This is a genomic window from uncultured Roseobacter sp., from assembly GCF_947491795.1.
Classification (GTDB): Bacteria; Pseudomonadota; Alphaproteobacteria; order Rhodobacterales; family Rhodobacteraceae; genus Roseobacter.
This window is the reverse complement of record NZ_CANLKW010000002.1, coordinates 136,346-159,090: the sequence shown is the minus strand read 5'-3', so window position 1 is coordinate 159,090 and position 22,745 is coordinate 136,346. Positions and strand designations below refer to the sequence as shown.

The 22,745-nt window shown below is 60.2% G+C and carries 24 protein-coding genes; 12 read left to right on the top strand and 12 right to left on the bottom strand.

The window, feature by feature from the left end; translation table 11 throughout:
- The first annotated feature begins 211 nt into the window (after window positions 1-211).
- The 9 genes from Q1A34_RS07565 to Q1A34_RS07525 all read left to right on the top strand — a co-directional run bounded on the left by Q1A34_RS07565 (window position 212) and on the right by Q1A34_RS07525 (window position 9,286).
- Window positions 212-784 (top strand): helix-turn-helix domain-containing protein, encoded by a 573-nt coding sequence (locus Q1A34_RS07565; protein WP_300032650.1) that lies wholly within the window; start codon window positions 212-214, stop codon window positions 782-784.
- A gap of 3 nt (window positions 785-787) precedes the next feature.
- Window positions 788-1,411: a LysE family transporter gene (locus Q1A34_RS07560; protein ID WP_300032648.1), complete on the top strand. Its 624-nt coding sequence runs from the start codon at window positions 788-790 to the stop codon at window positions 1,409-1,411.
- Window positions 1,408-1,782 carry a GFA family protein gene (locus Q1A34_RS07555; protein ID WP_300032646.1) on the top strand — a complete coding sequence of 125 codons (375 nt, stop codon included), beginning with the start codon at window positions 1,408-1,410 and terminating at the stop codon, window positions 1,780-1,782. Before Q1A34_RS07560 ends, Q1A34_RS07555 begins: the two co-directional genes overlap by 4 nt.
- A gap of 3 nt (window positions 1,783-1,785) precedes the next feature.
- The gene (locus Q1A34_RS07550; protein ID WP_300032644.1) at window positions 1,786-4,233 is read left to right on the top strand and encodes an FAD-dependent oxidoreductase; all 2,448 of its coding nucleotides are present in this window, start codon (window positions 1,786-1,788) and stop codon (window positions 4,231-4,233) included.
- Window positions 4,230-5,120 carry a homocysteine S-methyltransferase family protein gene (locus Q1A34_RS07545; RefSeq protein WP_300034083.1) on the top strand — a complete coding sequence of 297 codons (891 nt, stop codon included), beginning with the start codon at window positions 4,230-4,232 and terminating at the stop codon, window positions 5,118-5,120. Before Q1A34_RS07550 ends, Q1A34_RS07545 begins: the two co-directional genes overlap by 4 nt.
- 12 nt (window positions 5,121-5,132) lie before the next feature.
- On the top strand, window positions 5,133-7,577 hold the full coding sequence (locus Q1A34_RS07540) for an FAD-dependent oxidoreductase (protein WP_300032642.1): 2,445 nt from the start codon (window positions 5,133-5,135) through the stop codon (window positions 7,575-7,577).
- A gap of 51 nt (window positions 7,578-7,628) precedes the next feature.
- Window positions 7,629-8,276, top strand: coding sequence for an RluA family pseudouridine synthase (locus Q1A34_RS07535; RefSeq protein ID WP_300032640.1), 648 nt, complete (start codon window positions 7,629-7,631; stop codon window positions 8,274-8,276).
- Window positions 8,277-8,546: 270 nt separating this feature from the next.
- Window positions 8,547-8,864, top strand: a complete 318-nt coding sequence (locus Q1A34_RS07530; RefSeq protein ID WP_298841480.1) for a metalloregulator ArsR/SmtB family transcription factor — start codon at window positions 8,547-8,549, stop codon at window positions 8,862-8,864.
- Window positions 8,861-9,286 (top strand): SRPBCC domain-containing protein, encoded by a 426-nt coding sequence (locus Q1A34_RS07525; RefSeq protein WP_298841482.1) that lies wholly within the window; start codon window positions 8,861-8,863, stop codon window positions 9,284-9,286. Before Q1A34_RS07530 ends, Q1A34_RS07525 begins: the two co-directional genes overlap by 4 nt.
- A gap of 51 nt (window positions 9,287-9,337) precedes the next feature.
- On the opposite strand, the gene Q1A34_RS07520 is transcribed toward Q1A34_RS07525, so the two are convergent.
- Window positions 9,338-10,765, bottom strand: coding sequence for an aldehyde dehydrogenase family protein (locus Q1A34_RS07520; RefSeq protein WP_300032638.1), 1,428 nt, complete (start codon window positions 10,763-10,765; stop codon window positions 9,338-9,340).
- A 151-nt stretch (window positions 10,766-10,916) separates the two neighbouring features.
- Here Q1A34_RS07520 and Q1A34_RS07515 point away from each other — a divergent pair, with 151 nt between their 5' ends.
- Complete coding sequence (locus Q1A34_RS07515; protein ID WP_300032636.1) at window positions 10,917-11,570, top strand: peroxiredoxin; 654 nt, start codon at window positions 10,917-10,919, stop codon at window positions 11,568-11,570.
- Window positions 11,571-11,654: 84 nt separating this feature from the next.
- On the opposite strand, the gene Q1A34_RS07510 is transcribed toward Q1A34_RS07515, so the two are convergent.
- From Q1A34_RS07510 to Q1A34_RS07495, 4 genes are all read right to left on the bottom strand, one after another.
- Window positions 11,655-12,614: an SGNH/GDSL hydrolase family protein gene (locus Q1A34_RS07510; RefSeq protein ID WP_300032634.1), complete on the bottom strand. Its 960-nt coding sequence runs from the start codon at window positions 12,612-12,614 to the stop codon at window positions 11,655-11,657.
- A 167-nt stretch (window positions 12,615-12,781) separates the two neighbouring features.
- Window positions 12,782-14,935 carry a polyribonucleotide nucleotidyltransferase gene (gene pnp / locus Q1A34_RS07505; RefSeq protein ID WP_300032632.1) on the bottom strand — a complete coding sequence of 718 codons (2,154 nt, stop codon included), beginning with the start codon at window positions 14,933-14,935 and terminating at the stop codon, window positions 12,782-12,784.
- A gap of 265 nt (window positions 14,936-15,200) precedes the next feature.
- The gene (locus Q1A34_RS07500; RefSeq protein ID WP_300032631.1) at window positions 15,201-15,629 is read right to left on the bottom strand and encodes an ion channel; all 429 of its coding nucleotides are present in this window, start codon (window positions 15,627-15,629) and stop codon (window positions 15,201-15,203) included.
- Window positions 15,630-15,692: 63 nt separating this feature from the next.
- Window positions 15,693-16,283, bottom strand: coding sequence for a LysE family transporter (locus Q1A34_RS07495; protein ID WP_300032630.1), 591 nt, complete (start codon window positions 16,281-16,283; stop codon window positions 15,693-15,695).
- 342 nt (window positions 16,284-16,625) lie between these two features.
- Between Q1A34_RS07495 and Q1A34_RS07490 the strand changes: the two genes are divergently transcribed.
- On the top strand, window positions 16,626-17,051 hold the full coding sequence (locus Q1A34_RS07490; protein ID WP_300032628.1) for an Imm50 family immunity protein: 426 nt from the start codon (window positions 16,626-16,628) through the stop codon (window positions 17,049-17,051).
- A gap of 119 nt (window positions 17,052-17,170) precedes the next feature.
- Here Q1A34_RS07490 and rpsO read toward each other — a convergent pair whose 3' ends face one another.
- The 7 genes from rpsO to rbfA all read right to left on the bottom strand — a co-directional run bounded on the left by rpsO (window position 17,171) and on the right by rbfA (window position 21,793).
- Window positions 17,171-17,440: a 30S ribosomal protein S15 gene (gene rpsO / locus Q1A34_RS07485; RefSeq protein ID WP_300032626.1), complete on the bottom strand. Its 270-nt coding sequence runs from the start codon at window positions 17,438-17,440 to the stop codon at window positions 17,171-17,173.
- Window positions 17,441-17,611: 171 nt separating this feature from the next.
- Window positions 17,612-18,262 carry a hypothetical protein gene (locus Q1A34_RS07480; protein WP_300032624.1) on the bottom strand — a complete coding sequence of 217 codons (651 nt, stop codon included), beginning with the start codon at window positions 18,260-18,262 and terminating at the stop codon, window positions 17,612-17,614.
- 83 nt (window positions 18,263-18,345) lie between these two features.
- The gene (locus Q1A34_RS07475) at window positions 18,346-18,867 is read right to left on the bottom strand and encodes a DUF1643 domain-containing protein (protein WP_300032622.1); all 522 of its coding nucleotides are present in this window, start codon (window positions 18,865-18,867) and stop codon (window positions 18,346-18,348) included.
- 97 nt (window positions 18,868-18,964) lie between these two features.
- Window positions 18,965-19,453 carry a hypothetical protein gene (locus tag Q1A34_RS07470; protein WP_300032620.1) on the bottom strand — a complete coding sequence of 163 codons (489 nt, stop codon included), beginning with the start codon at window positions 19,451-19,453 and terminating at the stop codon, window positions 18,965-18,967.
- 189 nt (window positions 19,454-19,642) lie between these two features.
- Window positions 19,643-20,554, bottom strand: coding sequence for a tRNA pseudouridine(55) synthase TruB (gene truB, locus Q1A34_RS07465; protein ID WP_300032618.1), 912 nt, complete (start codon window positions 20,552-20,554; stop codon window positions 19,643-19,645).
- Between the two features lie 79 nt (window positions 20,555-20,633).
- Window positions 20,634-21,374 carry a phosphodiester glycosidase family protein gene (locus Q1A34_RS07460; RefSeq protein ID WP_300032616.1) on the bottom strand — a complete coding sequence of 247 codons (741 nt, stop codon included), beginning with the start codon at window positions 21,372-21,374 and terminating at the stop codon, window positions 20,634-20,636.
- Window positions 21,371-21,793 (bottom strand): 30S ribosome-binding factor RbfA, encoded by a 423-nt coding sequence (gene rbfA / locus Q1A34_RS07455; protein WP_300032614.1) that lies wholly within the window; start codon window positions 21,791-21,793, stop codon window positions 21,371-21,373. The genes Q1A34_RS07460 and rbfA overlap by 4 nt, the downstream gene beginning before the upstream one ends.
- A gap of 87 nt (window positions 21,794-21,880) precedes the next feature.
- Here rbfA and dapB point away from each other — a divergent pair, with 87 nt between their 5' ends.
- Complete coding sequence (gene dapB / locus Q1A34_RS07450) at window positions 21,881-22,699, top strand: 4-hydroxy-tetrahydrodipicolinate reductase (protein WP_300032612.1); 819 nt, start codon at window positions 21,881-21,883, stop codon at window positions 22,697-22,699.
- Window positions 22,700-22,745 lie beyond the last annotated feature (46 nt).

The following is a 22,745-nucleotide window of genomic DNA, read 5'->3' as shown; positions in this document are numbered from 1 at the left end:
AACCCGCGAATCGCCCGTTAACGCCATATTTTTATGAAAAATCCGACGTCGGTTTCACGTCGGTAAAACGTCGGTATTACGTCGGTGTTCTGCACCGAAACAGGCGGGGTTAACACAGCGGACGCAGGGGCCGTCCGGGTGGTGAAAATCCCTTTGATTTTTTCACCAGAATCGTTAACGTGAAAAAAGAGCGAATTTTTTCACGGATGCCATGCGACACGATCTGCCGTCTCAACCGCATACTCTGGGTGCAGACCTTCGGGCGCTGAGAAAAGCCCGGGGGCTGACGCTGAGCGATCTTGCGGAACAGCTGGGCAGGTCTGTGGGCTGGCTGAGCCAGGTGGAGCGCGATAAATCCGAGCCGTCAATCTCTGATCTGCGCAGGCTGGCGGCAGTGCTGGGCGTGTCGGTCTCGATGCTGTTCCGGCATGGCGCTGCCCCCGCGCATGAGGTCGGGCATATTGTGCGCCGCAGCGCGCGTCGCACCATCGGGTCATCGGTTGCGGGGCTGGTGGAGGAACTGCTCTCGCCGGATCTGACGGATGACTTTGAGATGGTGCATTCCACCTTTCAGCCCGCCAGCCGGATCGAGGAAACCGTGACGCGCCCCACGCAGGAAGTCGGGTATCTGATTTCCGGACAGCTCGATCTGTGGATCGCCGGGCGCGCGCATACGGTGGGGCCGGGCGACAGTTTCCGCATCCGGGGCGAGCCCTTTCGCTGGTCAAACCCCTATGCGGAACCTGCAGAAGCGATCTGGGTGATCGCCCCGCCGGTGTACTGAGCGATGAGTTTTGAGGCCTGGAGCATTTTCGCGCTGTTCTGGATCGTCTTTGTCACGACGCCCGGACCCAACGCGGTGAACTGCATCAACAACGGTATGACGCTGGGGTTCCGGCAGTCGCTGGTGGGGGTGCTGGGCATCATGACCCAGGCCGGTTTGTTTCTGGCGCTGTCGGCCTTTGGCATCACGGCGCTGATTGCGGCCTCGCCTGCGGGGTTTTTCGTGGCCAAACTGGTCGGGGCCGGGTTTCTGATCTGGATGGGTGTGCGCGGCTGGATGAATGCGGCAAAGCCCGTCACGCTGGTGCCCCGGCCCGCGCGGTCTGTTTATATGCGGGCGCTGGCCATCGCGACGATCAACCCCAAAAGCGTGGCCGGGTATCTGGCGGCCTTTTCGCAGTTCGTGCAGCCGGACGTGCCGGTGATGCAGCAGATGCTTGTGATTGTCCCGACCGCGCTGACCCTGACCGCGCTGAGCTACACCGGTTTTACTGCCCTGGGGGCTGGTCTGGGGCGTGCCGCACTGGGGGCCGTGTTCAATGTCTGGGTGCGCCGCGTACTGGCGGCCTGTTTCGTGATCTATGGGGTGTTGCTGGGGGCTGCCTCGACCCCGGGGAGGGCGTCATGATCAAAGGAAGCTGTCTGTGCGGTGCCGTCACCTATGTGGCGCGGGGAACGCCCGGCGCGCCTGCGGCCTGCCACTGCAATCAGTGCCGCAAACAGTCGGGCCATGTCTGGGCGTCCTCTTATGTGGAAGACGGCGATCTGGAGATCACCGGGGAGGTGCGCTGGTTCCAATCGTCTGACAAGGCGCGGCGCGGCTTTTGCCCGACCTGCGGCTCGGCGCTCTTCTGGGATCATGAGGACGAGAGCTTTACCTGTTTTTCAACCGGTTCGATTGACGGACCGACCGGGCTGCACCTGCGCGGCCATATCCATACCGCCACCAAAGGCGACTACTACACAATCTCGGCCGAAGAGCCGCAAAGGGAGACCTAAACCATGGCAGATTTTCCAACAACGGCCCGCGTGGTCATCATCGGCGGCGGGGTCGTCGGCACCTCGACCCTCTATCACCTGGCCAAAGCGGGCTGGAAAGACTGTGTGCTGGTCGAAAAGAACGAACTGACCGCCGGGTCGACCTGGCATGCGGCGGGTAACGTGCCGAACTTTGCCGGATCCTGGGCGGTGATGAACATGCAGCGCTATTCGGCGTCGATGTACCGGACGCTGGGCGAGGATGTGGATTATCCGATGAACTACCACGTCACCGGTGCGGTGCGTCTGGCGCATTCCAAAGAGCGGATGCAGGAGTTCGAGAAAGTGGCTGCCATGGGCCACGCGCAGGGTCTGCAGATGGACATCTGCACACCCGAGGAACTGCTGCAGTACAACCCCTTTATGTCCACGCACGATCTGGCGGGCGGCATGTGGGACCCGCTGGATGGCGACATTGACCCCGCGCAGCTGACCCAGGCCCTGGCCAAGGGCGCGCGCGATGCCGGTGGACGGATTGAGCGGTTCTGCCCCGTCACAGGTATCGACCGTGATGGCGACGAATGGATCGTGAAAACCGAAAAAGGCGACATCCGCTGTGAAAAGGTTGTGAACTGTGCGGGGTATTATGCGCAGCGCGTGGGCGAGATGTTCAAACCCTTTGGCGGACGCACCGTGCCGATGGTTGTGATGTCGCACCAGTATTTCCTGACAGAGCCGATCGCCGAGCTGGAAGCCTGGACAAAGGAGAACGGCAAGAAGGTCGCGATGATCCGCGACGTGGATATCTCTTACTATCTGCGCCAGGAGAAAACCGGCCTGAACCTTGGCCCCTATGAGCGGAACTGCAAGGCGCACTGGGTCACACCGGATGATCCGATGCCTGAAGACTTCTCCTTCCAGCTGTATCCGGATGATCTGGAGCGGCTGGAATTCTACATCGAGGACGCGATGGAGCGGATGCCGCTGCTGGGCACCTCGGGTGTGGGGCGCAATATCAACGGGCCCATTCCCTATGCGCCCGATGGTCTGCCGATGATCGGCCCGATGCCAGGTGTGAAGAACGCGTTCGAGGGGCATTCCTTTACCTTTGGCATCGCCCAGGGCGGCGGCGCGGGCAAGGTGCTGTCGGAATGGGTCATGCATGGTGAGACCGAGCTGGATATGTGGGCCGTCGATCCGCGCCGCTACACCGACTATGCCGATCACGACTATTGCCTGTCCAAGGCGCTGGAAACCTATGGCCACGAATACGCCATGCATTTCCCGCATCACGAATGGCCCGCAGGCCGCGACAAGAAACTGTCGCCGGTGGATGCGAAAATCCGCGCGCAGGGCGGTCAGATGGGGGCCTATAACGGCTGGGAACGCGCCAACTGGTTTGCGAAACCGGGCGATGACACCTCGGAAGAGGCGACGCACACATGGGGCCGCCAGGGCCCCTGGACACAGCGCGTGAAAGAAGAGGTCGAGGCGGTGCGCGATGGTGTTGGCGTGCTGGACCTGCCCGGCTTTTCCCGGTTCAACCTGTCGGGCGCGGGGGCTGCGGAATACCTGCGCGGCATGATTGCAGGTGCACTGCCCAAAGCGGGCCGCATGAACCTCGCGTATTTCCCGGACAGCCGCGGGCGCATCCTGACCGAGATGTCTGTCATGCGTCACGGCGAGGATAAATTCACGCTGATCACCGCCGCCCCGGCGCAGTGGCATGATTTTGAAGTTCTGAGCAAAGATCTGCCTGAAGGGCTGAGCCTGACGGATCACACGACCGAAGTCAGCACGCTGATCGTCACCGGCCCCGAAGCGCGTGCGCTGTTTGAAAGCATGGGCACGGAGGCAGACCTGAGTGCCAGCTGGCTGTCCATTCAGCCCGCAAAAGTTGCCGGTCTCGACTGTATGCTGGCGCGGGTCTCTTTTGCCGGTGAGCTTGGCTGGGAAATCCATGCAACCAACGACGCCATCCCCGCCCTTTATGACGCCGTGCGTGGCGGAGGGGCTGTGCCCTTTGGGATGTTCGCGCTGAACTCCATGCGCATCGAAAAGGGCTATCGCGCCTGGAAGGGTGACCTGTCGACGGATTATTCGCTGCTGGAAGGCGGTATGGAGCGGTTCATCCGGTTCGACAAACCGCAGGACTTCCCCGGAAAACAAGCGCTGCTGAATGAAAAGCAGCAGGGCGTGAAAAAGCAGTTCGTGACGCTGGTTGTGGATGCCGGTGACCAGGACGCGCCCTATATGGCCCCGATCTATCACAATGGTGAGGTCGTGGGTGAGACCACCTCGGGCGACTGGGGTTACCGGGTGAACAAATCCATCGCCCTTGGCATGCTGCGCAAAGACCTGACGGTGGCTGGCACCGAGGTCGAGGTTGAGATCTTTGGCAAGCGCCGTACGGCGGTCGTTCAGGAAGATCAGCCGCTCTGGGATCCGGCCAACGAAAGGATCCGCGCCTGATGGATATCACGCTTCTCGATGGTGGCATGGGGCAGGAACTGGTGCACCGCGCCGGTGACCGCCCGACGCCGCTGTGGTCCACGCAGGTGATGATTGATCACCCGGGCCTTGTTGGCCGCATCCATGCGGATTTCTTTGACGCAGGGGCGAGTATTGCCACGACCAACACCTATGCCATCCACCATGACCGGCTGGACGGCACGGGTATGGAGGCGCAGTTTGTCGAATTGCATGCCGCCGCCCTGAAAGAGGCGCATGACGCGCGCGATGCCAACGGATCGGGCCGGATTGCCGGGTCCATCGGACCGCTGGGCGCGAGCTACAGACCCGATCTGCATCCGGCCCCGGAGGTCGCGGTGCCGGTTTTTACAGAAGTGGTCCGGCAGCTGGAAGGGCACTGCGATCTGATCATCCTGGAAACCGTATCCAGCGTGGCGCATGCCCGCGACGCGCTGGCCGCGGCGCGGACCACCGATCTGCCGGTGTGGCTGTCGCTGACGGTGTCAGACACGGATGGAACCCTGCTGCGGTCCGGTGAACCGGTCGCGGCAGCCCGTGAAGTGGCCGAGACTGCGGATGCCGTCCTGATCAACTGCTCGGCCCCGGAGGCTGTTACGCTGGGCCTGGGTATTGTGCAGGAATTTGGCAGGCCGTTTGGTGGCTATGCCAATGCATTCGAGAAGATCACCGATGATTTCCTGAAATCAAAACCGACGGTCGATGCGCTGCGCATGCGGCGGGACATGGGGCCGCGCGCCTATGCCGGGTACGTCATGGAATGGGTTGGCAAGGGTGCCACTATCGTCGGCGGCTGCTGTGAGGTCAGCCCCGGACATATTGCAGAAATTGCACGGCGGCTGCGGGCTGCCGGACACACAATCGTTTAAAGGAAAACGCACATGGCTTTGCCTCCCTCTCACGCGCGCGTCGTCATCATTGGCGGTGGCGTCATCGGCTGTTCGGTCGCTTACCACCTGACGAAACTGGGGTGGAAAGATGTGGTGCTGCTGGAACGCAAACAGCTGACATCCGGCACGACATGGCATGCGGCGGGTCTGATCGCGCAGCTGCGCGCGACCGCCAACATGACGAAACTGGCGAAATACAGCCAGGAGCTTTATGGCAGCCTGGAGGCTGAGACGGGCGTCGCCACAGGCTTTAAGCGCTGTGGGTCGATCACCGTGGCGCTGACCGAAGAACGTCGCGAAGAGATTTACCGCCAGGCGGCGATGGCCCGCGCCTTTGGTGTCGAGGTCGAGGAGATTTCGCCCACTGAGGTCAAGGAACGCTACGCGCATTTGAACATCGATGGTGTGACCGGTGCGGTCTATCTGGACAAGGACGGGCAGGGCGATCCGGCAAACATCGCGCTGGCACTGGCCAAGGGGGCCCGTCAGCGCGGTGCGCAGGTGATCGAGCGCACCTGCGTTACAGGTATCCGCAAAGAGGGTCGCACAGTCACTGGTGTTGACTGGGAGCAGGGCGATGAGCGCGGTTTCACCGAAGCCGATATGGTGGTGAACTGTGGTGGTATGTGGGGTCACAAGGTTGGCCGCATGGCCGGTGTGAATGTGCCGCTGCACGCCTGCGAACACTTTTACATCGTGACCGAGGCGATTGCGGGCCTGACCCAGCTGCCGGTGCTGCGGGTGCCGGATGAATGCGCCTATTACAAGGAAGACGCAGGCAAGATGTTGCTGGGCGCGTTTGAGCCCAATGCAAAGCCCTGGGCGATGAACGGTATTCCGGCGGATTTCGAATTCGACCAGCTGCCCGAGGATTTCGACCATTTCGAGCCCATCCTGGAGGCCGCTGTCGAGCGTATGCCAATGCTGGCAGAAGCGGGCATCCATACGTTTTTCAACGGTCCCGAGAGTTTCACCCCCGATGATGCCTATCATCTGGGTCTGGCACCGGAGATGGATAATTTCTGGGTCGCAGCGGGCTTTAACTCCATCGGTATCCAGTCTGCGGGGGGTGCCGGTATGGCGCTCGCACAATGGATGGAGGACGGTGACAAACCGTTTGATCTGGGCGATGTGGACATCAGCCGGATGCAGCCATTCCAGGGCAACAAGACCTATCTCTTTGAGCGCTCAAAAGAGACGCTGGGCCTGCTGTATGCCGATCACTTCCCGTTCCGCCAGAAAGAGACAGCGCGGGGCGTGCGGCGCACGCCGTTCCATCAGCACCTGCTGGATCACGGCGGGGTCATGGGGGAACTGGCGGGCTGGGAGCGGGCCAACTGGTTCGCGAAACCGGGTCAGGACGCGGCCTATGAGTATTCATGGAAGCGCCAGAACTTCTTTGACAACGTGGCCGAGGAGGTCAATGCGATCCGCACCAATGTGGGCATGTACGACATGTCGTCCTTCGGCAAAATCCGGGTCGAGGGGCGCGATGCGACCGCCTTTATGAACTATATCGGCGGCGGTCAGTATGACGTGCCGGTGGGCAAGATTGTCTACACCCAGTTTCTGAACAACACCGGCGGGATCGAGGCGGATGTTACCGTGACGCGCCTGTCGGAAACCGCCTATCTGGTTGTGACCCCGGCAGCGACGCGTCTGGCGGATCAGACCTGGATGATGCGGCATGTGGGCGATTTCAACGTTGTTATCACGGACGTCACGGCAGGCGAGGGCGTGCTGGCGATCATGGGGCCCAACGCGCGGAAACTGCTGCAGGCGGTGTCGCCCAACGATTTTACCAACGATGTGAACCCCTTTGGCACAGCGCAGGAGATCGAGCTGGGCATGGGGCTGGCGCGGGTGCACCGGGTGACCTATGTGGGCGAGCTGGGCTGGGAGGTCTATGTCAGTTCGGACATGGCGGCACACGCGTTCGAGGTGCTGCATGCGGCGGGTCAGGACATGGATCTGAAGCTGTGCGGCATGCATATGATGGACAGCGCACGGATCGAAAAAGGCTTCCGCCACTTTGGCCACGACATCACCTGCGAGGATCACGTGCTGGAGGCGGGCCTGGGCTTTGCGGTCAGGACGGACAAACCTGATTTCATCGGACGCGACGCGGTGTTGCGCAAGAAAGAAGAAGGGCTGAAGAACCGTCTGTTGCAGTTCAGACTGACCGAATCCGAGCCGCTGCTCTATCACAACGAACCGGTGATCCGGGATGGAGAGATTGTGGGCTATCTGTCGTCAGGCGCGTATGGCCACAGCCTGGGTGCGGCGATGGGTCTGGGCTATGTGCCCTGTGCGGGGGAAACCGCTGCCGAGGTGCTGGCCTCGGAGTATCACATCGACGTTGCGGGCGTCCGCGTGAAGGCCGAGGCTTCGCTGCGGCCCATGTATGACCCGAAATCTGAGCGTGTGAAGGCCTGATCACTGCTGCGCCCGGCTTGAAACCCGGGCGGGCATCTGCCACGTGGGCGCATGGATAGTGATTACTGCCCGCCCCGGGAGCCCCTGGTCATTCTGCACGAGGATGCAGAGGTCCTGCTGGTCGATAAACCGGCAGGGCTGTTGTCTGTGCCGGGCAAGGGGCCGCAACTGGCCGACTGTCTGCTGAGCCGGATACAGGCCGCGTTTCCGGATGCGTTGCTGGTGCACCGGCTGGACCGGGACACATCGGGCGTGATGATCTTTGCCCTGACCCCGCACGCCCAGCGGCACCTGGGTCTGCAGTTTGAAAAGCGCATGACGCAGAAAACCTATGTCGCGCGGGTCTGGGGCGTGCCGCCTGAAAAAACGGGTACGGTCGATCTGCCGCTGATCGTGGACTGGCCAAACCGTCCGCGCCAGATGGTGGATCACGAGAATGGCAAGCCTGCGCAGACCGACTGGCGCATGCTGAAAACGGACGGTCAGACGTCGCGCATGCGCCTGCAACCGCGCACAGGGCGCAGCCACCAGCTGCGCGTTCATATGCTGTCTCTGGGGCATCCGATCCTGGGTGATCCCTTTTATGCCACGGGTCCCGCGCGGGACTTTCCCCGCCTGATGCTGCACAGCGAAGAGCTGCGGTTTAAACATCCACAGGGCGGCCGGTCGGTCAAAGTGCGGGCCAAAGCGCCGTTCTGATGCCCTGACGGCTATGCCGTCTGACGACATACCCGCAGTGTCATACATCACGCAATGTGTTGAAATTTATGATACCCGGCAGCGTTACGTGATCCCGGGTTTCGCATGACGCTTTCAGAACCGCCGAAAACCAGAGCCGTTTTCCGGCGCGTGTCCCGTGCAGGGATGCCCCTGACGTTCTGCATTTTTTGAGCGGCATTTCGGACAGGCTTGACATGATACCATTTGGTTTTATAAAAGAGATACCAGATGGTATTATAAGGATCTGATATGCACACACCCCAATCTGCCTTCCGCGCTCTGGCCGACCCGACGCGCCGCGACATCCTTGTCATGCTGCGCGGCCGTGATCTGTCGATCGGAGAGGTGGCAGAAAATTTCGACATGACGCGGGCGGCGGTCAAAAAGCACCTGACGGTGCTGTCTGATGGCGGGTTGATCACAACCGTGACCCGTGGCCGCGAGCGGATCAGCAGCCTCAATCCCGAAGGGATCGCGCCGGTCTGTGACTGGTTCGCCTTTTTCGAAGGCTTCTGGGACACCCGCCTTGCCGCACTGAAAGACGCAATTGAAAAGGACACAGAATGACAGGACGTACTCTGAACAAAACGATTTTCCTCAAAGCACCACGGCAAAAGGTCTGGGCGTTTCTGACAGAACCCGACCGGCTGGCTGAGTGGTTTCACGCGCCGCGCGAGACGCTGGCAACCGGAAAGGACCTGAAAATGTATGGCACCACCAGCGGCGATCTTCTGATCTGGGGCGATGTTATCGAGGCACGGGCCCCGGAGTATCTGGAATATACCTTTACCGTCAAACCGATGGGGGAGGCATCAAGCCTGGTGAAATGGACGCTGAAAGAGGTGCCCGGCGGTACAGAGCTCTGTCTTGAGCACAGCGGGCTGCCCGAGGTAGCCGAGGCCTTTGATCTGGTGCTGGCGCTGGATAAGGGCTGGGACAATCACTTTATGCAGATGCGTGACGCATTGCATGATCCTGTGCCTGCGTGATCATGATCTGCCACCCGGTCTGTCCCGGGTGGCAGTGGTTTTCCCGGCATGTTATTCCGCCGCCCATCCCGAGACGGCTTTGACTTCGAGGAATTCCTCGAGACCGAAAACACCGCCCTCGCGGCCATTGCCGGACTGTTTGTACCCGCCAAAGGGGGAGCCCATGGCAAACCCCTGGCCGTTGGTTTCCACCATGCCAGAGCGCAGACGGCGGGCCACGCGGCGGCGTCTGTCGTCATCTTCGGTCTGGATATAGTTGGTCAGACCGTAAGGCGTGTCATTGGTGATCGCGATGGCTTCCTCTTCGGTGTCGAAAGGGATGATCGACAGGACCGGGCCAAAGATTTCCTCGCGCGCAATGGTCATGTCGTTGGTGACATCCGCAAAGACAGTGGGTTTGACGTAGTAGCCACGGTTCAGACCGTCCGGGCGGCCCGGACCACCGGCAACGAGGCGCGCTTCGCCCATACCGATTTCGATCAGCTTCTGGATTTTGTTGAACTGCAGCTCAGAGACGACAGGGCCGATATGTTTGCCCTCTTCTGAGGCCGGGCCAACATGAGTTGCGTTTGCGGTTTCCGCTGCCATTTCCACGGCCTCGTCATAGCGCGAGCGGTGCACGAGCATGCGGGTCGGTGCGTTGCACGACTGGCCCGAGTTGCGGAAACAGCGGATTGCGCCCGCCTTTGCGGCCTTGGGGTGCGCATCCTCGAAAATGATATTGGCGCCCTTGCCCCCAAGCTCCAGGCTCACACGCTTGAGCGTGTCTGCCGCCGCCTTGGAGATTGCGATGCCCGCGCGCGTGGAGCCGGTGAAGCTGACCATATCCACGTCCGGATGGACCGAGAGCTGGCTGCCCACGCCCGCGCCGTCGCCGTTGACCATGTTGAACACACCGGCGGGGAACCCCGCCTCGTGCACAAAATCGGCAAAGAGCAGACCGGACAGAGGTGCGATCTCGGAGGGTTTGAGTATGACCGTGCAGCCGGTGGCGAGGGCCGGAATGGCCTTGAGGATGATCTGGTTCATCGGCCAGTTCCAGGGCGTGATCAGCGCGCAGACACCAATGGGCTCCAGCAGGGTTTTTTCGGTCGCCGTAAAGTCGCGCTCAAAGGAGAAGTCTTTGAACGCCTTGAGAAACCCGTTGAGGTGCCATGTCCCCGCACCGACCTGTTGCGCGCGGCTCAGCTCGACCGGCGCGCCCATTTCCTGTGAAATCGCCTCTGCCATCTCGCCTGCGCGCGCGGTGTAGACGTCGAGCAGTTTCTCGATCAGCGCCACACGGTCTTCGCGCGGGGTCTGGGACCAGCTGTCAAAGGCGGCGCGTGCCGCAGCAACGGCTGCATCCGTGTCGGCCTGCCCGCCCAGGGAGATGACTGAGCACTCTTCTTCGCTCGAGGGGTCGATGACCGGAAAGTCGTTGGCGGCAGCGGGTCTGACCCACTGACCATTGATGTAGAAATTGCGGTGATCGGGCATGTGGTGTCTCCGTATGTATTTTTGGCGTCTGTCGCGCCGTCGCGGGCAATGTGTCATCAGCGATGGGCAGGAACAAGAGAGGGGATGTAAGCCGGGGCGTTAATCGTTAAGGTTTTATCGAATCTCAACCACGATCGCTCAGGAGTGCATTATGGGCTTGCGCATCAACGACACTGTCCCCGACTTTTCCGCCGAAACAGACGAGGGTACCATCCGTTTTCACGACTGGATCGGCGACAGCTGGGCCATTCTGTTTTCCCACCCCAAAGACTTTACGCCGGTGTGCACGACCGAATTCGGTGCTGTGGCGCAGCTGGCGGACGAATGGGAAAAACGCGGCACCAAAGTGATCGGCGTTTCAGTCGATGGCGTAGAGGATCACAAAAAGTGGAAGGGCGATATCGAGATGGTTGCCGGTGCCACCGCCGGTTTCCCGATCATCGCGGACACGGGTCTTGAGGTCTCAAAGGCCTTTGACATGCTGCCGGCCGAGGCCTATCTGCCCGACGGCCGCACACCGGCTGACAGCGCCACCGTGCGGTCCGTGTTTATCATCGGGCCCGACAAACAGCTGAAACTGTCCATGACCTATCCGATGACGGTAGGGCGTAACTTTGCAGAGGTGCTGCGCGCGCTGGACGGGCTGCAGATGTCTGTGGGCAATGGTGTTGCAACCCCGGCCAACTGGGTGCCGGGTGAGGATGTGATCATCCCGCCGACGGTGTCCAACGAAGACGCGAAAGCCAAATTCGGCGATTTCGAAACCGTCCTGCCCTATCTGCGCAAGACCAAAGCGCCAGGCTGATGTCCCCGGATGCAGTGGATGCCGCCGCGCGGTGATCCGAAGGAAAAAGCCCCGGGACAACCCGGGGCTTTTGTTCTTTTGACCTCAGGCGGCGCGTTTGCGCCGCGCGGCAAAGCCCAGAACGCCGAGACCGGCGGCCAGCAGCGGAAAGCCAGCAGGCAGTGGCACGGGGGGCAGCGGATCACCGAGCAGAGCGGCGCGTGCCTCAGCCTCGATCAGCTGATGCGTGGTGCCTGTGGGGTGCACATCATCCCAGAAGAGAAACTGCGACGGGTCGCAGCCGCCCGAGGCCAGAAGACCGATACAGGCGTCTGTGACGTTGCTCAGACCTGATGCCGCGGGGTCTGCCCGAATATCGTTGAAGGCGCCAAAGGCGTCTGTGATGCGAATGGAAAAGCCGAGGCTGGCAAGACCATCCAGGTTGTCGCGCAGTGTCCTGTTGAAGGCCAGCGACGACCCTCCGGCGAGCGCTTCTGCTGCGGTTCCCGCATATGCCGGTGTATTTGAAAGGTCGGGAATGTTGAAGACAAGGAACTCTTCGATACCAGCGGCGGCCAGGGCACGGACGGATGATGCGACGTCATTGGCGGCTGCGGTGGCAACGGAGACGGCATCTGCACCGGCGGTGATGGCCTGAAAAATGTTGTTAGCCCCTGCCCAGATGGACGCCAGATCACGCGTCCCTGCCAGAACGCCGGTAGCCGCAGCAAACCCTGCAAAGCCCGCGGCCTGCTCGTCCAGACCCGGGATCGGCCCGCTGGGGTTATCGCCCGATGTACGCGCACCACCCAGAGCAAAGTTTTCTGTCGGTTTGAATGCGTCACGGAATTCCTGCTGGATGTCTTCGTTCCAGACCAGACCATCGGTAAACCGCCCGTCATTGTAGGGCGCGGGCGGCTGAAAGGCGGGCGGCAGATTGCCGTCGTCGCTGAGGCTGTCGCCGAAAACCCAGAAGCTGGAAAATGCCTCCGCAAGTGATGCGGCCTGCGCGCCGCCGGAAAGTCCCAGGGCGAATGCTGTCGCGAGTGCGATTCTCTTTTTCATGATGGTCCTCCCAAACCAGTTAACGATGCAATCCTATGGCGCGGGAGCAGGCCGGGCGAGGGTGCCGTTACGGAAGCTTTCGGGAGTGCCGCAACGTAAAAAGCCCCCATGCAGCGCATGAGGGCTTTCTGTCAGAACTGCCGCCGGAGCGGCGTGCCGGTCAGCGGTCAGTCAGCTGCGGCTTCTTCTTTTTTGACTTCTTCGCCGGTTTCCTGATCGACAACTTTCATCGACAGACGCACCTTGCCACGATCGTCAAAGCCCAGAAGCTTCACTTTCACTTCCTGACCTTCTTTCAGAACATCCGACGGATGGTTCAGGCGGCGGTTTTCGATCTGGGAGACGTGCACCAGACCGTCGCGCTTGCCAAAGAAGTTCACGAAGGCACCAAAGTCGACGATTTTCACAACCGTACCGGTGTAGATCGCGCCTTCTTCGGGCTCGGCCACGATGGCGTGGATCATGTCATAGGCCTTCTGGATCGAATCGCCGTTCGGGGACGCGATTTTGATCGTGCCCTCGTCGTTGATGTCGACCTTGGCGCCGGACACTTCGACGATCTCACGGATGACCTTGCCGCCCGAGCCGATGACTTCGCGGATTTTATCTGTGGGGATCTGCATGGTCTCGATACGTGGCGCATGCACAGAGAAGTCTGCCGCACCTGTGATCGCTTTGCCCATTTCGCCCAGGATATGCATCCGGCCGTCTTTGGCCTGTGCCAGCGCTTTCTCCATGATCTCGGGCGTGATGCCCGCGACCTTGATGTCCATCTGCAGCGAGGTGATGCCGTTTTCGGTACCAGCCACTTTGAAGTCCATGTCGCCCAGGTGGTCTTCGTCGCCCAGAATGTCAGACAGGATCGCATAGGAGCCGTCGTCTTCGAGGATCAGACCCATGGCAACACCGGCCACCGCGTTCTTGAGCGGAACACCTGCGTCCATCATGGACAGCGACCCACCGCAGACCGATGCCATCGACGAGGAGCCGTTGGATTCGGTGATCTCGGAGACCACGCGGATGGTGTAGGGGAAATCCGTCGCTGCGGGCAGAACGGCCTGGAGCGCGCGCCATGCCAGCTTGCCGTGACCGATCTCACGACGTCCGGGAGGGCCCACACGACCAGCTTCGCCGACCGAGTAGGGCGGGAAGTTATAGTGCAGCAGGAAGTTGGATTTGAAGTTGCCGTGCAGCGCGTCGATGAACTGTTCATCGTCACCGGTGCCCAGTGTTGTGACCACGAGGCCCTGCGTTTCACCGCGGGTAAAGAGCGCCGAGCCATGTGTCCGCGGCAGCATGCCGGTTTCACAGACAATATCGCGGATCTCGTCCGTTTTGCGGCCATCGATACGCTTGCCGGTTTTCACGACATCGCCGCGCAGGATGGAGGCCTCGAGTTTTTTCAGACACGTTCCCAGAGCGCCCTCATCCAGTTTTTCATCGGCAAGTTTGGCTAAAACTTCATTTTGATCAATGATGCTGTCACGAACGGTGGAAACGGCAGCCGTACGCTCCTGTTTGTCGGAAATTGCATACGCAGCTCTCATCTCATCTTCACCAGCCGCTTTTACCGCATCGTATAGCTCGGAGTAATCCGCAGGCTGGAAGTCGAACGGCTCTTTCGCGGCATCCTCGGCCAGCGAAATGATCAGGTCGATTACCGGCTGGATCTGCTCATGCGCAAATTTCACCGCGCCCAGCATTTCCTCTTCGGTCAGCTCATAGGCTTCGGATTCGACCATCATCACGGCGTCTTTGGTGCCGGCAACAACCAGATCCAGACGCTGGTCCGGGTTCAGGCGCAGGTCCTGCATGTCGTCAACGGTCGGGTTCAGGATGTATTCGCCATCCTCAAAACCAACGCGGGCACCGGCAATCGGGCCCATGAAGGGCGCACCCGAGATGGTCAGCGCCGCAGAGGCCGCGATCATCGCAACCATATCGGGGTCGTTGACCAGGTCGTGCGACAGAACGGTACACATCACCAGCACTTCGTTTTTAAAGCCGGGGACAAACAGCGGGCGGATCGGCCGGTCAATGAGACGCGCGGTCAGCGTTTCTTTTTCGGTCGGGCGCGCCTCGCGCTTGAAGAATCCGCCGGGCACTTTACCCGCGGCATAGTATTTTTCCTGATAGTGCACGGTCAGCGGAAAGAAGTCCTGACCGGGTTTTTGTTTTTTGGCAAAGGTGACGTTTGCCATGACACTGGTTTCGCCCAGCGTTGCAATCACCGACCCATCCGCCTGACGGGCCACTTTTCCTGTTTCCAGCGTGAGCGTCTCTTCGCCCCACTGCATCGATTTTTTCGTTTCGTTAAACATCTACGTTTCCTGTTTCGGCCCATTGGCCATTGCATAGAGGGCGAATTCCCCCTGACCCCGGTATCTTCTTTTGGCGGCGCTGAGGTCCGGGCGCCGGCTTTCAGATTGCGCGTACGTACACGAGATACGGGCATTTGGAAAGGCCGCTCTGGTTGCATGCGGGGTATCGTTAACTGCCCGGCAGACCATGCGAATCCGGGCCCTGCAAAGGGCTGCGGGCACGGGTGGGCCGCCGCCGGTTCCGCGGGCGGGACAGTGCGGATTGTCAGGGTGTTTTTTCGCCCAGGATGCGCCCGAACAGACCGACCAGAAAAGCGGTTGTCATCCCGAACATGACGATGCCCGTCACAGAAATCATCGCGCCCAGAATCCTGAACTGCGGGGTGAGTACAACGTCGCCGTAGCCCAGTGTGGTGTAGGTCACGAGCGAGAAGTAAATCGGCTCCTCATATCCCTGCAGCGCGCCGACCAGCCAGAGCATAAGGGCACAGAAATAGAGCTGTATCGTGTGCGACAACAGTGTGATCAGAAACAGCACGCAGAGTGTAACCAGCTGATGACGTGCGGTTTTATGGGCCGCAAAGTGGTCATGTGACGCCAGATGACGGATCATCCGTGCAATGATCATAATGTGGATCAGCGCGCAGACGAGCAGGATAAAACTGCCGATAAGGATCTGGATAAGTACGAGCATCTGAGCACCACGGCACCTTGGTCCCTGTCAGGTTTACGGGCGCCTGCCGGGGTTGTCCAGGGGTCAGCTCTGCGCCCAGGCGGCGAGCAGAACAACCAGCATCATGGACGCGGCCATTGCCATATTTATGGCGCGCTGGATGTGGTGGGGCAGGTTCATGCGTTGCAGCGATATGCCCAGCCAGAGCCAGGCAAAGTGAATGGGTATCCAGATCGCGTTGACAATCAGGAATTTGAGAAAAATCTCCGTGGCCAGGCTGGAGGGCCAGAAACCGAAACCGGTAAACAGTGCTGTGTTTACCGCATAGGCCTTGGGGTTGATCGCCTGGAGCATGATCCCGCCGGCAATGCCCGGCGGCTTGCTGCGCTCGATAAAGGCGAGTTTGCTGCCGGCAAATGCGATGCGGAAGGCCAGCCAGGCGAGATAGGCGATGGAGGCGAAAAACAGCAGTGTCCGCAGACGCTCATCGGCAAAGAGCACAGCTGTGAGGCCGCTGACAATCGCGAGACATACCAGATTGGTTCCGATAAAGAGGCCGGTCACATACCGCGTTCCGGCAGCAGCGCCAAAGGCAGCCCCCACCCCGGCGGTGGAGAGCACACCCGGTCCGGGCGTGATGATCAGAAAGAAGACGGCGGCGGCGAACGTGAGCATGGGCGCACTCAAGCAGGTGCATGTGGGCGGGGCAAGCGGCATCCCCGCCATCCTTTCCGAAACCCAGGCGCAACGCGCGCCGGGTGTATTTCTGCATCCTGGGCAGACTCACCCGTTTCCCTATGTTTTTATGGTAAAAGCGACGTCGGTATCGCGTCGGTATAACGTCGGTATTTTGTCGGTGCCGCGTCGGTCCCGCCCGCCCTTAACACAGCGCACGGTGGGGTTCGTTGCCAGGCGGTGCATGGAGCGTCCGGTGGCGTGCCAGACCAAAACGCCTGGTTGGCGAATGGCTGTTGTGAGCCCATTGTGACTGACATGGTTGTCGAATAGATTCTCGGCATGGAACAGGATCATGCAGCATCAATCTATGAGTTAATTCCGGGTGGAAAGGAACTCTTGGATTGGTTTGGAAAAGTTCCGAGTTTTCACGATGCCGAAATCATTGATTTGTTCCTGAGACGTAATGGTGCATCAACACTTCGCATCCACGCATGGAACATGACCAACAAAGTCCAAGGGCGTTACTTTATACTTGAAAAACATGCTGTTGTGGAGTTTTCCATAGCCCGAATAGTCTATCTTGAACTTGATGGCTTCAACCATCAAAACGCAATTGAAGGGCTGAAACTTTCTCGCATGGACAGTGCCAAGTATGGAAAAGATCACGACGTTTTCGAGTTACTAATAGAGCCAGCATACGGGATGGCTGGCTTGTTTCATGCACAGGAAATATCGGTCAGTTTTAGGCCCGGAAAACCCGAATAGTCGTTGTCACTAAACGGCAGGTTTGTCCGCAATTCAGACCTTCTGCTGCTGTCAGGCCTGCGCAACGAAAAACCGCGCCGGGTGGGGCGCGGTTCTGAGTGTTTGGTTTGTGTCGCGGATCAGCGGCGCAGACCCAGACGTTTGATCAGGTCCTGATAACGGGACTCATCCTTGGCTTTGACGTAGTCCAGAAGTTTGCGGCGGTTCGCCACCATCTTCAGCAGACCACGGCGGCCGTGGTTGTCTTTTTTGTGTGTTTTGAAGTGCTCGGTCAGGGTCGCAATGCGCGAGCTGAGGATCGCAACCTGTACTTCGGGCGAGCCGGTGTCGCCTTCTTTGGTTGCAAATTCCTTCATGACACGTGCTTTTTCTTCAAGCGTAATCGACATCGGGGGCTCCTTTTCAAAAGGTTTCAGGGATGGCGCAGGCCGGGATGTCGTCCAGCTCAGGCCCGTGGAGTATGCCGCGGGAACATCAGATTCCCGTGTGTGCGATGCGGGCGTATAGTCGCCCGTGCCGCAAATGGCAAACACTGATTTCAGACTGTTGGCTTTTGGTTTTCAGGCGGGTGCCGCTGTCAGTCCGGCAATCATGGCGGAACTCAGCGGTATCACGGTCAGGTCCGCAGCGGTCAGTGCGGTATCGCCGTAAACGTCGGCGACGTTCTGCCCGTTCATCAGAACGCGCATAACCGCGGGGTCGTCCGGGTCCCGGATGACGCGCACCTGCGGTTCGTGTGCTGCGGCATCTGTATCATCCCAGATCAGCACCAGACTGTCGGCACGGCGGTCATAATCCAGTGGCTCAGCCGGTGTACCCTTTGCCACCCAGTCCGCGAGCGCCTGCGCAGGCGAAGCGCGGGTGGGTGTTGGCTTGTCGTCGAAACCGTCGTCCACAAACTGCAGGTCGCCGGGCCAGGTAGAAAAGCCTGCCCTGTCCCCCGTGAACGGCAGATCATCTGTGCTGAGGAATTCAGACGCACCGATGTTGTTCCCAGGGGGCTGCAAGGCGGTGTGCGGTGCCGCATGGCCTTTGGCAGATAACCTGCCCGGAAAACCGACAACCTGCTGATGTGATCTGTCCGGAAGCGGATGAACCACTGTGCCCTGGAGCCGGGCCGTATCGCCGGCGGGGGCATTTGTATCGTCTGAACGATCCTCTGTCCCGGCGAACGCCTTGCCCGCCTTACTCATATCTTTGTACCAGAACATACCCGCACCATTCCGCATCATCCGGCCGGAGCCGGGCGCCGCCACCCGGATGCAGGTATATCCTGTAAAGTCCTGGGCGTTCGTTAACTGCCGGAAGCGACATCCCAGAGTTCAGGCTGCGCGGTGTAGGGCAGATAGAGCGGATGCCGGGGGTGACCCTGTTTGGTCAGACCCATGTGATGCAGCCCGATACCCGCGCCCCTGAGCATTTCCACCACTGTCCTCCCCCTGTCCAGATGTGCGCCGTGCACACCCCAGGCGGCGATCACCGTGTCCGCCCACCCGGCTACCGTCAGGAGTGTTTTGTCATTGTCCGGCCCCACGGGCTCGCCGACCTTGCGCAGCTGGGCGGGATCCGTGTCGCGCCAGGCAAAGATATTGGTCACAGAAAAAGCGCCGAACCCCAGAGCGCGGGCGCGTGCCTCGCAGCGGGCCACGGTGGGATCGTTCCTGACCTCGTCAGCGACAGAGGGGTTCAGCATAATGAAATTAACCTTTTTACCCTCGGGCGACCATGTGCGCCGGAGCTGGTAGCGATAGGCTCCGCAGTCTGAATATACGGCTTCGGATTGGATTTCTTCGGTGTTGTGTATTCTGACAAACAATTGTTAAGCCGTTAATAAATATTAATTTTTTCAGGATCAGAATACAGGGAATGCCGCCCCGTGGAAAGGGCGGCATGTGTATTTTGACAGATGTGCGTCAGGCAGTGGCGATATTCCGCCGGCCCGGCATTTCAAATACCTCGCCGCGTGCCTCCAGAATGCCCGCAGCGACCAGCGCATAAAGAATATGTCCCCACAGAGCGACCCAGGTGATGCCGGTAAAGCCAAGGAACGGTTTCATGCCGGCAACCAGGTGGGCCATGCCGTAAAGCGCAAAGGCCCAGAGCGCGATGCCATAGACGGCTGCTGTGATGCTCCAGTGCAGTTGCGGCAGGACGGCGCGCTGTACCGGACGGGCGATGAAGTAGTATCCGACAACGTAGAAAATAAGGCCGGTCATCATGTGGAGCAGATGTGCGGCACCGGACGGGTTCGCGCCGAACACGGATTTCAGTGTCGCACCGGCAAGGCCGACAGGGGCCAGTTTGGCATATCCAAAGAGCGGGCTGAGCGATTGGCCGAATGTATCGAATGCGACGGTGGCAAAGGCGCCGGCAGTCAGCAGTGTCAGAGCAGTACGTTTCATTTGCGTGGTCTCCGTGATGGATCAGATTGTTGCGTCTGACCCCGATATGAAGACGCCCGTGCCCTGCGGCCACCCCGTTCACGGGGCTCTTATCCGCGCCGGTGTTTTCGTAACAAATGCTGTAATAAACCCCGCGTCACCCATGACATAAGCGCGAGCTTTGCAACGGGTTGTAACATTCGGAACCGGTCAGTTCTTAATATTAAGCACCCGGGAGGGGTGAAGCTCGCCGGATTTGTAGAGTCCGATGGCCACGGCGCGCCCCTCCCAGGAGGCCCAGGCCTCGTCGCCGTATTCAGCGTCGCCTGCCATCACCATGCCAGGGTTCCCGTTGCGCAGCCTTACAGCCCCCTCGGCAGTGGCGCGCAATTCCGGCAGGTCGGATAAAGCTTCCTCAAGTGGAACAATATGTTCATCCAGAGCGTCCGTTCTGGCCATTCGCTCGACGTCATCCAGTGTCAGCCCGTCTTCGGCCGCGAAAGGCCCTGACCAGACGCGCCGCAATTCGCGCACATGCCCGAAACAGCCCAGCGTCGCTCCGAGATCCCGCGCCACCGACCGCACATAGCCGCCTTTGCCGCATACCATCTCCAGAGTGACATGATCTGCATCCGGCCGGTCCAGCATCAGAAGGCTGTCCACGTAAAGCGGGCGAGCGGCGATTTCCATCTCCTCGCCGTCGCGGGCGCGTTTGTAGGCGCGTTCACCGTCAATTTTCACGGCAGAGAACTGAGGCGGCACCTGTTCGATATCACCGATAAACCCGTTCAGGGCTTCTTTGATGGTAGCGTCGTCCGGGCGGTCCGCACTCTCGGAGATGACCTCGCCCTCGGCATCATCGGTGTTTGTGGCCTGACCCAGTCTGACAGTGAACTCATAGGCTTTCAGTGCGTCGGTCACGTAGGGCACGGTTTTGGTGGCTTCCCCCAGCGCGACGGCCAGAACACCCGTTGCATCGGGATCAAGCGTCCCCGCGTGCCCGGCTTTCTTTGCATCCAGTGCCCATCTGACCTTGTTGACAACAGCTGTCGAGGTCAGGCCTGCCGGTTTATCGATCACCAGCCAGCCGGAAATATCGCGTCCCTTGCGTCTGCGTCCCATGATTACCTCTGCCAGATCATTTCGCGCGGCTTTACCTCAGGCGTTCGGCGCTGCCCAGACCCGTCGACGGATTTTTCGGCTATTCTGCGTCACCCACGACACCGACGATCGGCCCCAGGCGGAACCCAAAATCATTTCTGCCAATGCCGGGCGCATAGAGCCGCGAGATATTCCCATCCAGAAACAGAGCATTATCCGTTTCCAGCGCATCCCGAAAAAGACGCCCAAAGCTGTGAAAATTCACCGCCTCGTTTGAAATCGCGAAAACAATGCGCCTGCCGTCTGCGGAGGTTCCGACGCCGTTGCGAATGTATTTTGAGGTGCCGTCCTCCAGAAATTTCGGATGCAGCGCGCCATCGATCACCAGCATCGGGCCGGATTGCGTCGCATCCCGGCACCCGGGGTCATCGGCGACAAAACTCAGTGTTTCGATAACATCTGCACGGCCATCGCGCAGGCACAGCACGCCATTGGGCAGCAGGCCGAAATTGCCGGGGCCTGCGTTCGGGATGATGCGCATTTCCTCGACACCGTTTTCGACATAGTGCCCCACCGGTGCGCGATCTTCGTGATACATGCCGGCGTTCATGGCAAAGAGCAGCTTTTTGCCACGGGTCGCCAGATCACGGTCAATGGCAAAGAACTGGCCGTAAATGCTTCCGTCCCCGTTGCGCAGAAACAGACGCAGGTCAGCGCCGGAGGCGTCGGCCTCGCACACGGTGTATGAGGCGCCGTCAAAGTCGACACTGCGGCAGTCCACAGCGCCGGCAGACGCGGCGGTCAGCATCAAAGCGGCTGCCACAATCGCGTTTCGGATCATTCCGCGCCGCTTTCCCCGCTGTCAGTGGCAGCAGTGTCACGGCGGACATTGTCCTGGCTCAGCATACGGCGCGTTTCGTCCATCCGGTCAAAGGTCTCATCCAGCTGAAACCTCAGATCCGGCGCAAATTTCAGTGCCAGTTTCTTGGACACCAGACGCCGCAGTTCGCCTTTGTTACGGGCCAGCAGCCCGATCACATCGTCGCGCCCGGTGCCGCCCAGAGGCAGGACATAGGCCGTGGCGATGCGCAGATCGGGCGAGGTGCGCACTTCGCCGACTGTGATGGACAACCTGTTCAGGTCGGGGTCATGTACATCCCCGCGCGCCAGCACCTCAGAGAGCGACCGGCGGATCAGTTCGCCGACGCGCAGCTGCCTTTGGGACGGGCCGGGCCCGTCGTGAAACTTGTTCTTTCCCATGCCCGGTATCTACGCCCTTCGCTGACCTTTGCCAAGGCGCGCCGGGCGCGCTAAGAGAGCACGCGGACCCCCTGTCAGGAGTAAGGCATGTCAGAGCAGTTGAAGATCGCGATTACCGGTGTTTCAGGCCGGATGGGAAGCATGCTGACCGAAACCATCAGCGGGTCTGAACAGGCGGTTGTCACCGCGGCGCTGGAGCGTCCCGGTCACGACTGGGTGGGCCAGGATCTCGGTACTTGCCTGGGCGGTGCGGCCAGTGGTGTGACGGTGACGGACGATCCCGCCCAGGCCTTTGCAGATGCAGATGTCGTGATTGATTTCACCGCACCTGCCGCCACCATCGCCTTTGCGGCGACGGCTGTGCAGACCGGCACGGCGCATGTGATCGGCACCACGGGCATGACCGCGCAGGAGCTGGAAGCGCTGGCGGCCGCCGGAAAAGGTGGCCTGACGGTGCGTGCGGGCAATATGAGCCTTGGCGTTAACCTGCTGGTACAGCTGACAAAACGCGTGGCCGCAGCGCTTGACGAGGATTACGACATCGAAGTGATTGAGGCCCATCACAACAGAAAGGTTGATGCGCCGTCCGGCACAGCACTGATGCTGGGCGAAGCGGCGGCCGAGGGGCGTGGCGTAACGCTCGACGCGGTGTCAGACCGCGCGCGGGATGGCATCACCGGTGCGCGTAAACGCGGTGACATCGGTTTTTCGGCGATCCGGGGCGGGGACATCATCGGCGAACATGACGTGATGTTCGCCGCCACGGGCGAGCGGATAACCCTGCGCCATGTTGCCAGCGACCGCTCCGTTTTTGCCCGTGGTGCGCTGAAAGCGGCGCTCTGGACGCGCGGAAAATCGCCGGGTGCCTATGATATGCTCGATGTTCTGGGGTTGTCAGAAGAATAAATGCGCGCCTGCAGGAACTATTTTGAAACCAAAATGCTGTTTCACG

Bases quoted from the DNA above. Each gene is read 5' to 3' on its own strand.
- Q1A34_RS07500 (WP_300032631.1), bottom strand. From the start codon at position 15,629: ATGCTCGTACTTATCCAGATCCTTATCGGCAGTTTTATCCTGCTCGTC.
- Q1A34_RS07520 (WP_300032638.1), bottom strand. From the start codon at position 10,765: ATGCCCGATCACCGCAATTTCTACATCAATGGTCAGTGGGTCAGACCC.
- truB (WP_300032618.1), bottom strand. From the start codon at position 20,554: ATGGGACGCAGACGCAAGGGACGCGATATTTCCGGCTGGCTGGTGATC.
- rbfA (WP_300032614.1), bottom strand. From the start codon at position 21,793: ATGGGAAAGAACAAGTTTCACGACGGGCCCGGCCCGTCCCAAAGGCAG.
- Q1A34_RS07565 (WP_300032650.1), top strand. From the start codon at position 212: ATGCGACACGATCTGCCGTCTCAACCGCATACTCTGGGTGCAGACCTT.
- Q1A34_RS07470 (WP_300032620.1), bottom strand. From the start codon at position 19,453: ATGAAACGTACTGCTCTGACACTGCTGACTGCCGGCGCCTTTGCCACC.
- rpsO (WP_300032626.1), bottom strand. From the start codon at position 17,440: ATGTCGATTACGCTTGAAGAAAAAGCACGTGTCATGAAGGAATTTGCA.
- Q1A34_RS07535 (WP_300032640.1), top strand. From the start codon at position 7,629: ATGGATAGTGATTACTGCCCGCCCCGGGAGCCCCTGGTCATTCTGCAC.
- dapB (WP_300032612.1), top strand. From the start codon at position 21,881: ATGTCAGAGCAGTTGAAGATCGCGATTACCGGTGTTTCAGGCCGGATG.
- Q1A34_RS07550 (WP_300032644.1), top strand. From the start codon at position 1,786: ATGGCAGATTTTCCAACAACGGCCCGCGTGGTCATCATCGGCGGCGGG.
- pnp (WP_300032632.1), bottom strand. From the start codon at position 14,935: ATGTTTAACGAAACGAAAAAATCGATGCAGTGGGGCGAAGAGACGCTC.
- Q1A34_RS07525 (WP_298841482.1), top strand. From the start codon at position 8,861: ATGACAGGACGTACTCTGAACAAAACGATTTTCCTCAAAGCACCACGG.
- Q1A34_RS07495 (WP_300032630.1), bottom strand. From the start codon at position 16,283: ATGCTCACGTTCGCCGCCGCCGTCTTCTTTCTGATCATCACGCCCGGA.
- Q1A34_RS07555 (WP_300032646.1), top strand. From the start codon at position 1,408: ATGATCAAAGGAAGCTGTCTGTGCGGTGCCGTCACCTATGTGGCGCGG.
- Q1A34_RS07480 (WP_300032624.1), bottom strand. From the start codon at position 18,262: ATGTTCTGGTACAAAGATATGAGTAAGGCGGGCAAGGCGTTCGCCGGG.
- Q1A34_RS07460 (WP_300032616.1), bottom strand. From the start codon at position 21,374: ATGATCCGAAACGCGATTGTGGCAGCCGCTTTGATGCTGACCGCCGCG.
- Q1A34_RS07515 (WP_300032636.1), top strand. From the start codon at position 10,917: ATGGGCTTGCGCATCAACGACACTGTCCCCGACTTTTCCGCCGAAACA.
- Q1A34_RS07560 (WP_300032648.1), top strand. From the start codon at position 788: ATGAGTTTTGAGGCCTGGAGCATTTTCGCGCTGTTCTGGATCGTCTTT.
- Q1A34_RS07510 (WP_300032634.1), bottom strand. From the start codon at position 12,614: ATGAAAAAGAGAATCGCACTCGCGACAGCATTCGCCCTGGGACTTTCC.
- Q1A34_RS07540 (WP_300032642.1), top strand. From the start codon at position 5,133: ATGGCTTTGCCTCCCTCTCACGCGCGCGTCGTCATCATTGGCGGTGGC.
- Q1A34_RS07490 (WP_300032628.1), top strand. From the start codon at position 16,626: ATGGAACAGGATCATGCAGCATCAATCTATGAGTTAATTCCGGGTGGA.
- Q1A34_RS07530 (WP_298841480.1), top strand. From the start codon at position 8,547: ATGCACACACCCCAATCTGCCTTCCGCGCTCTGGCCGACCCGACGCGC.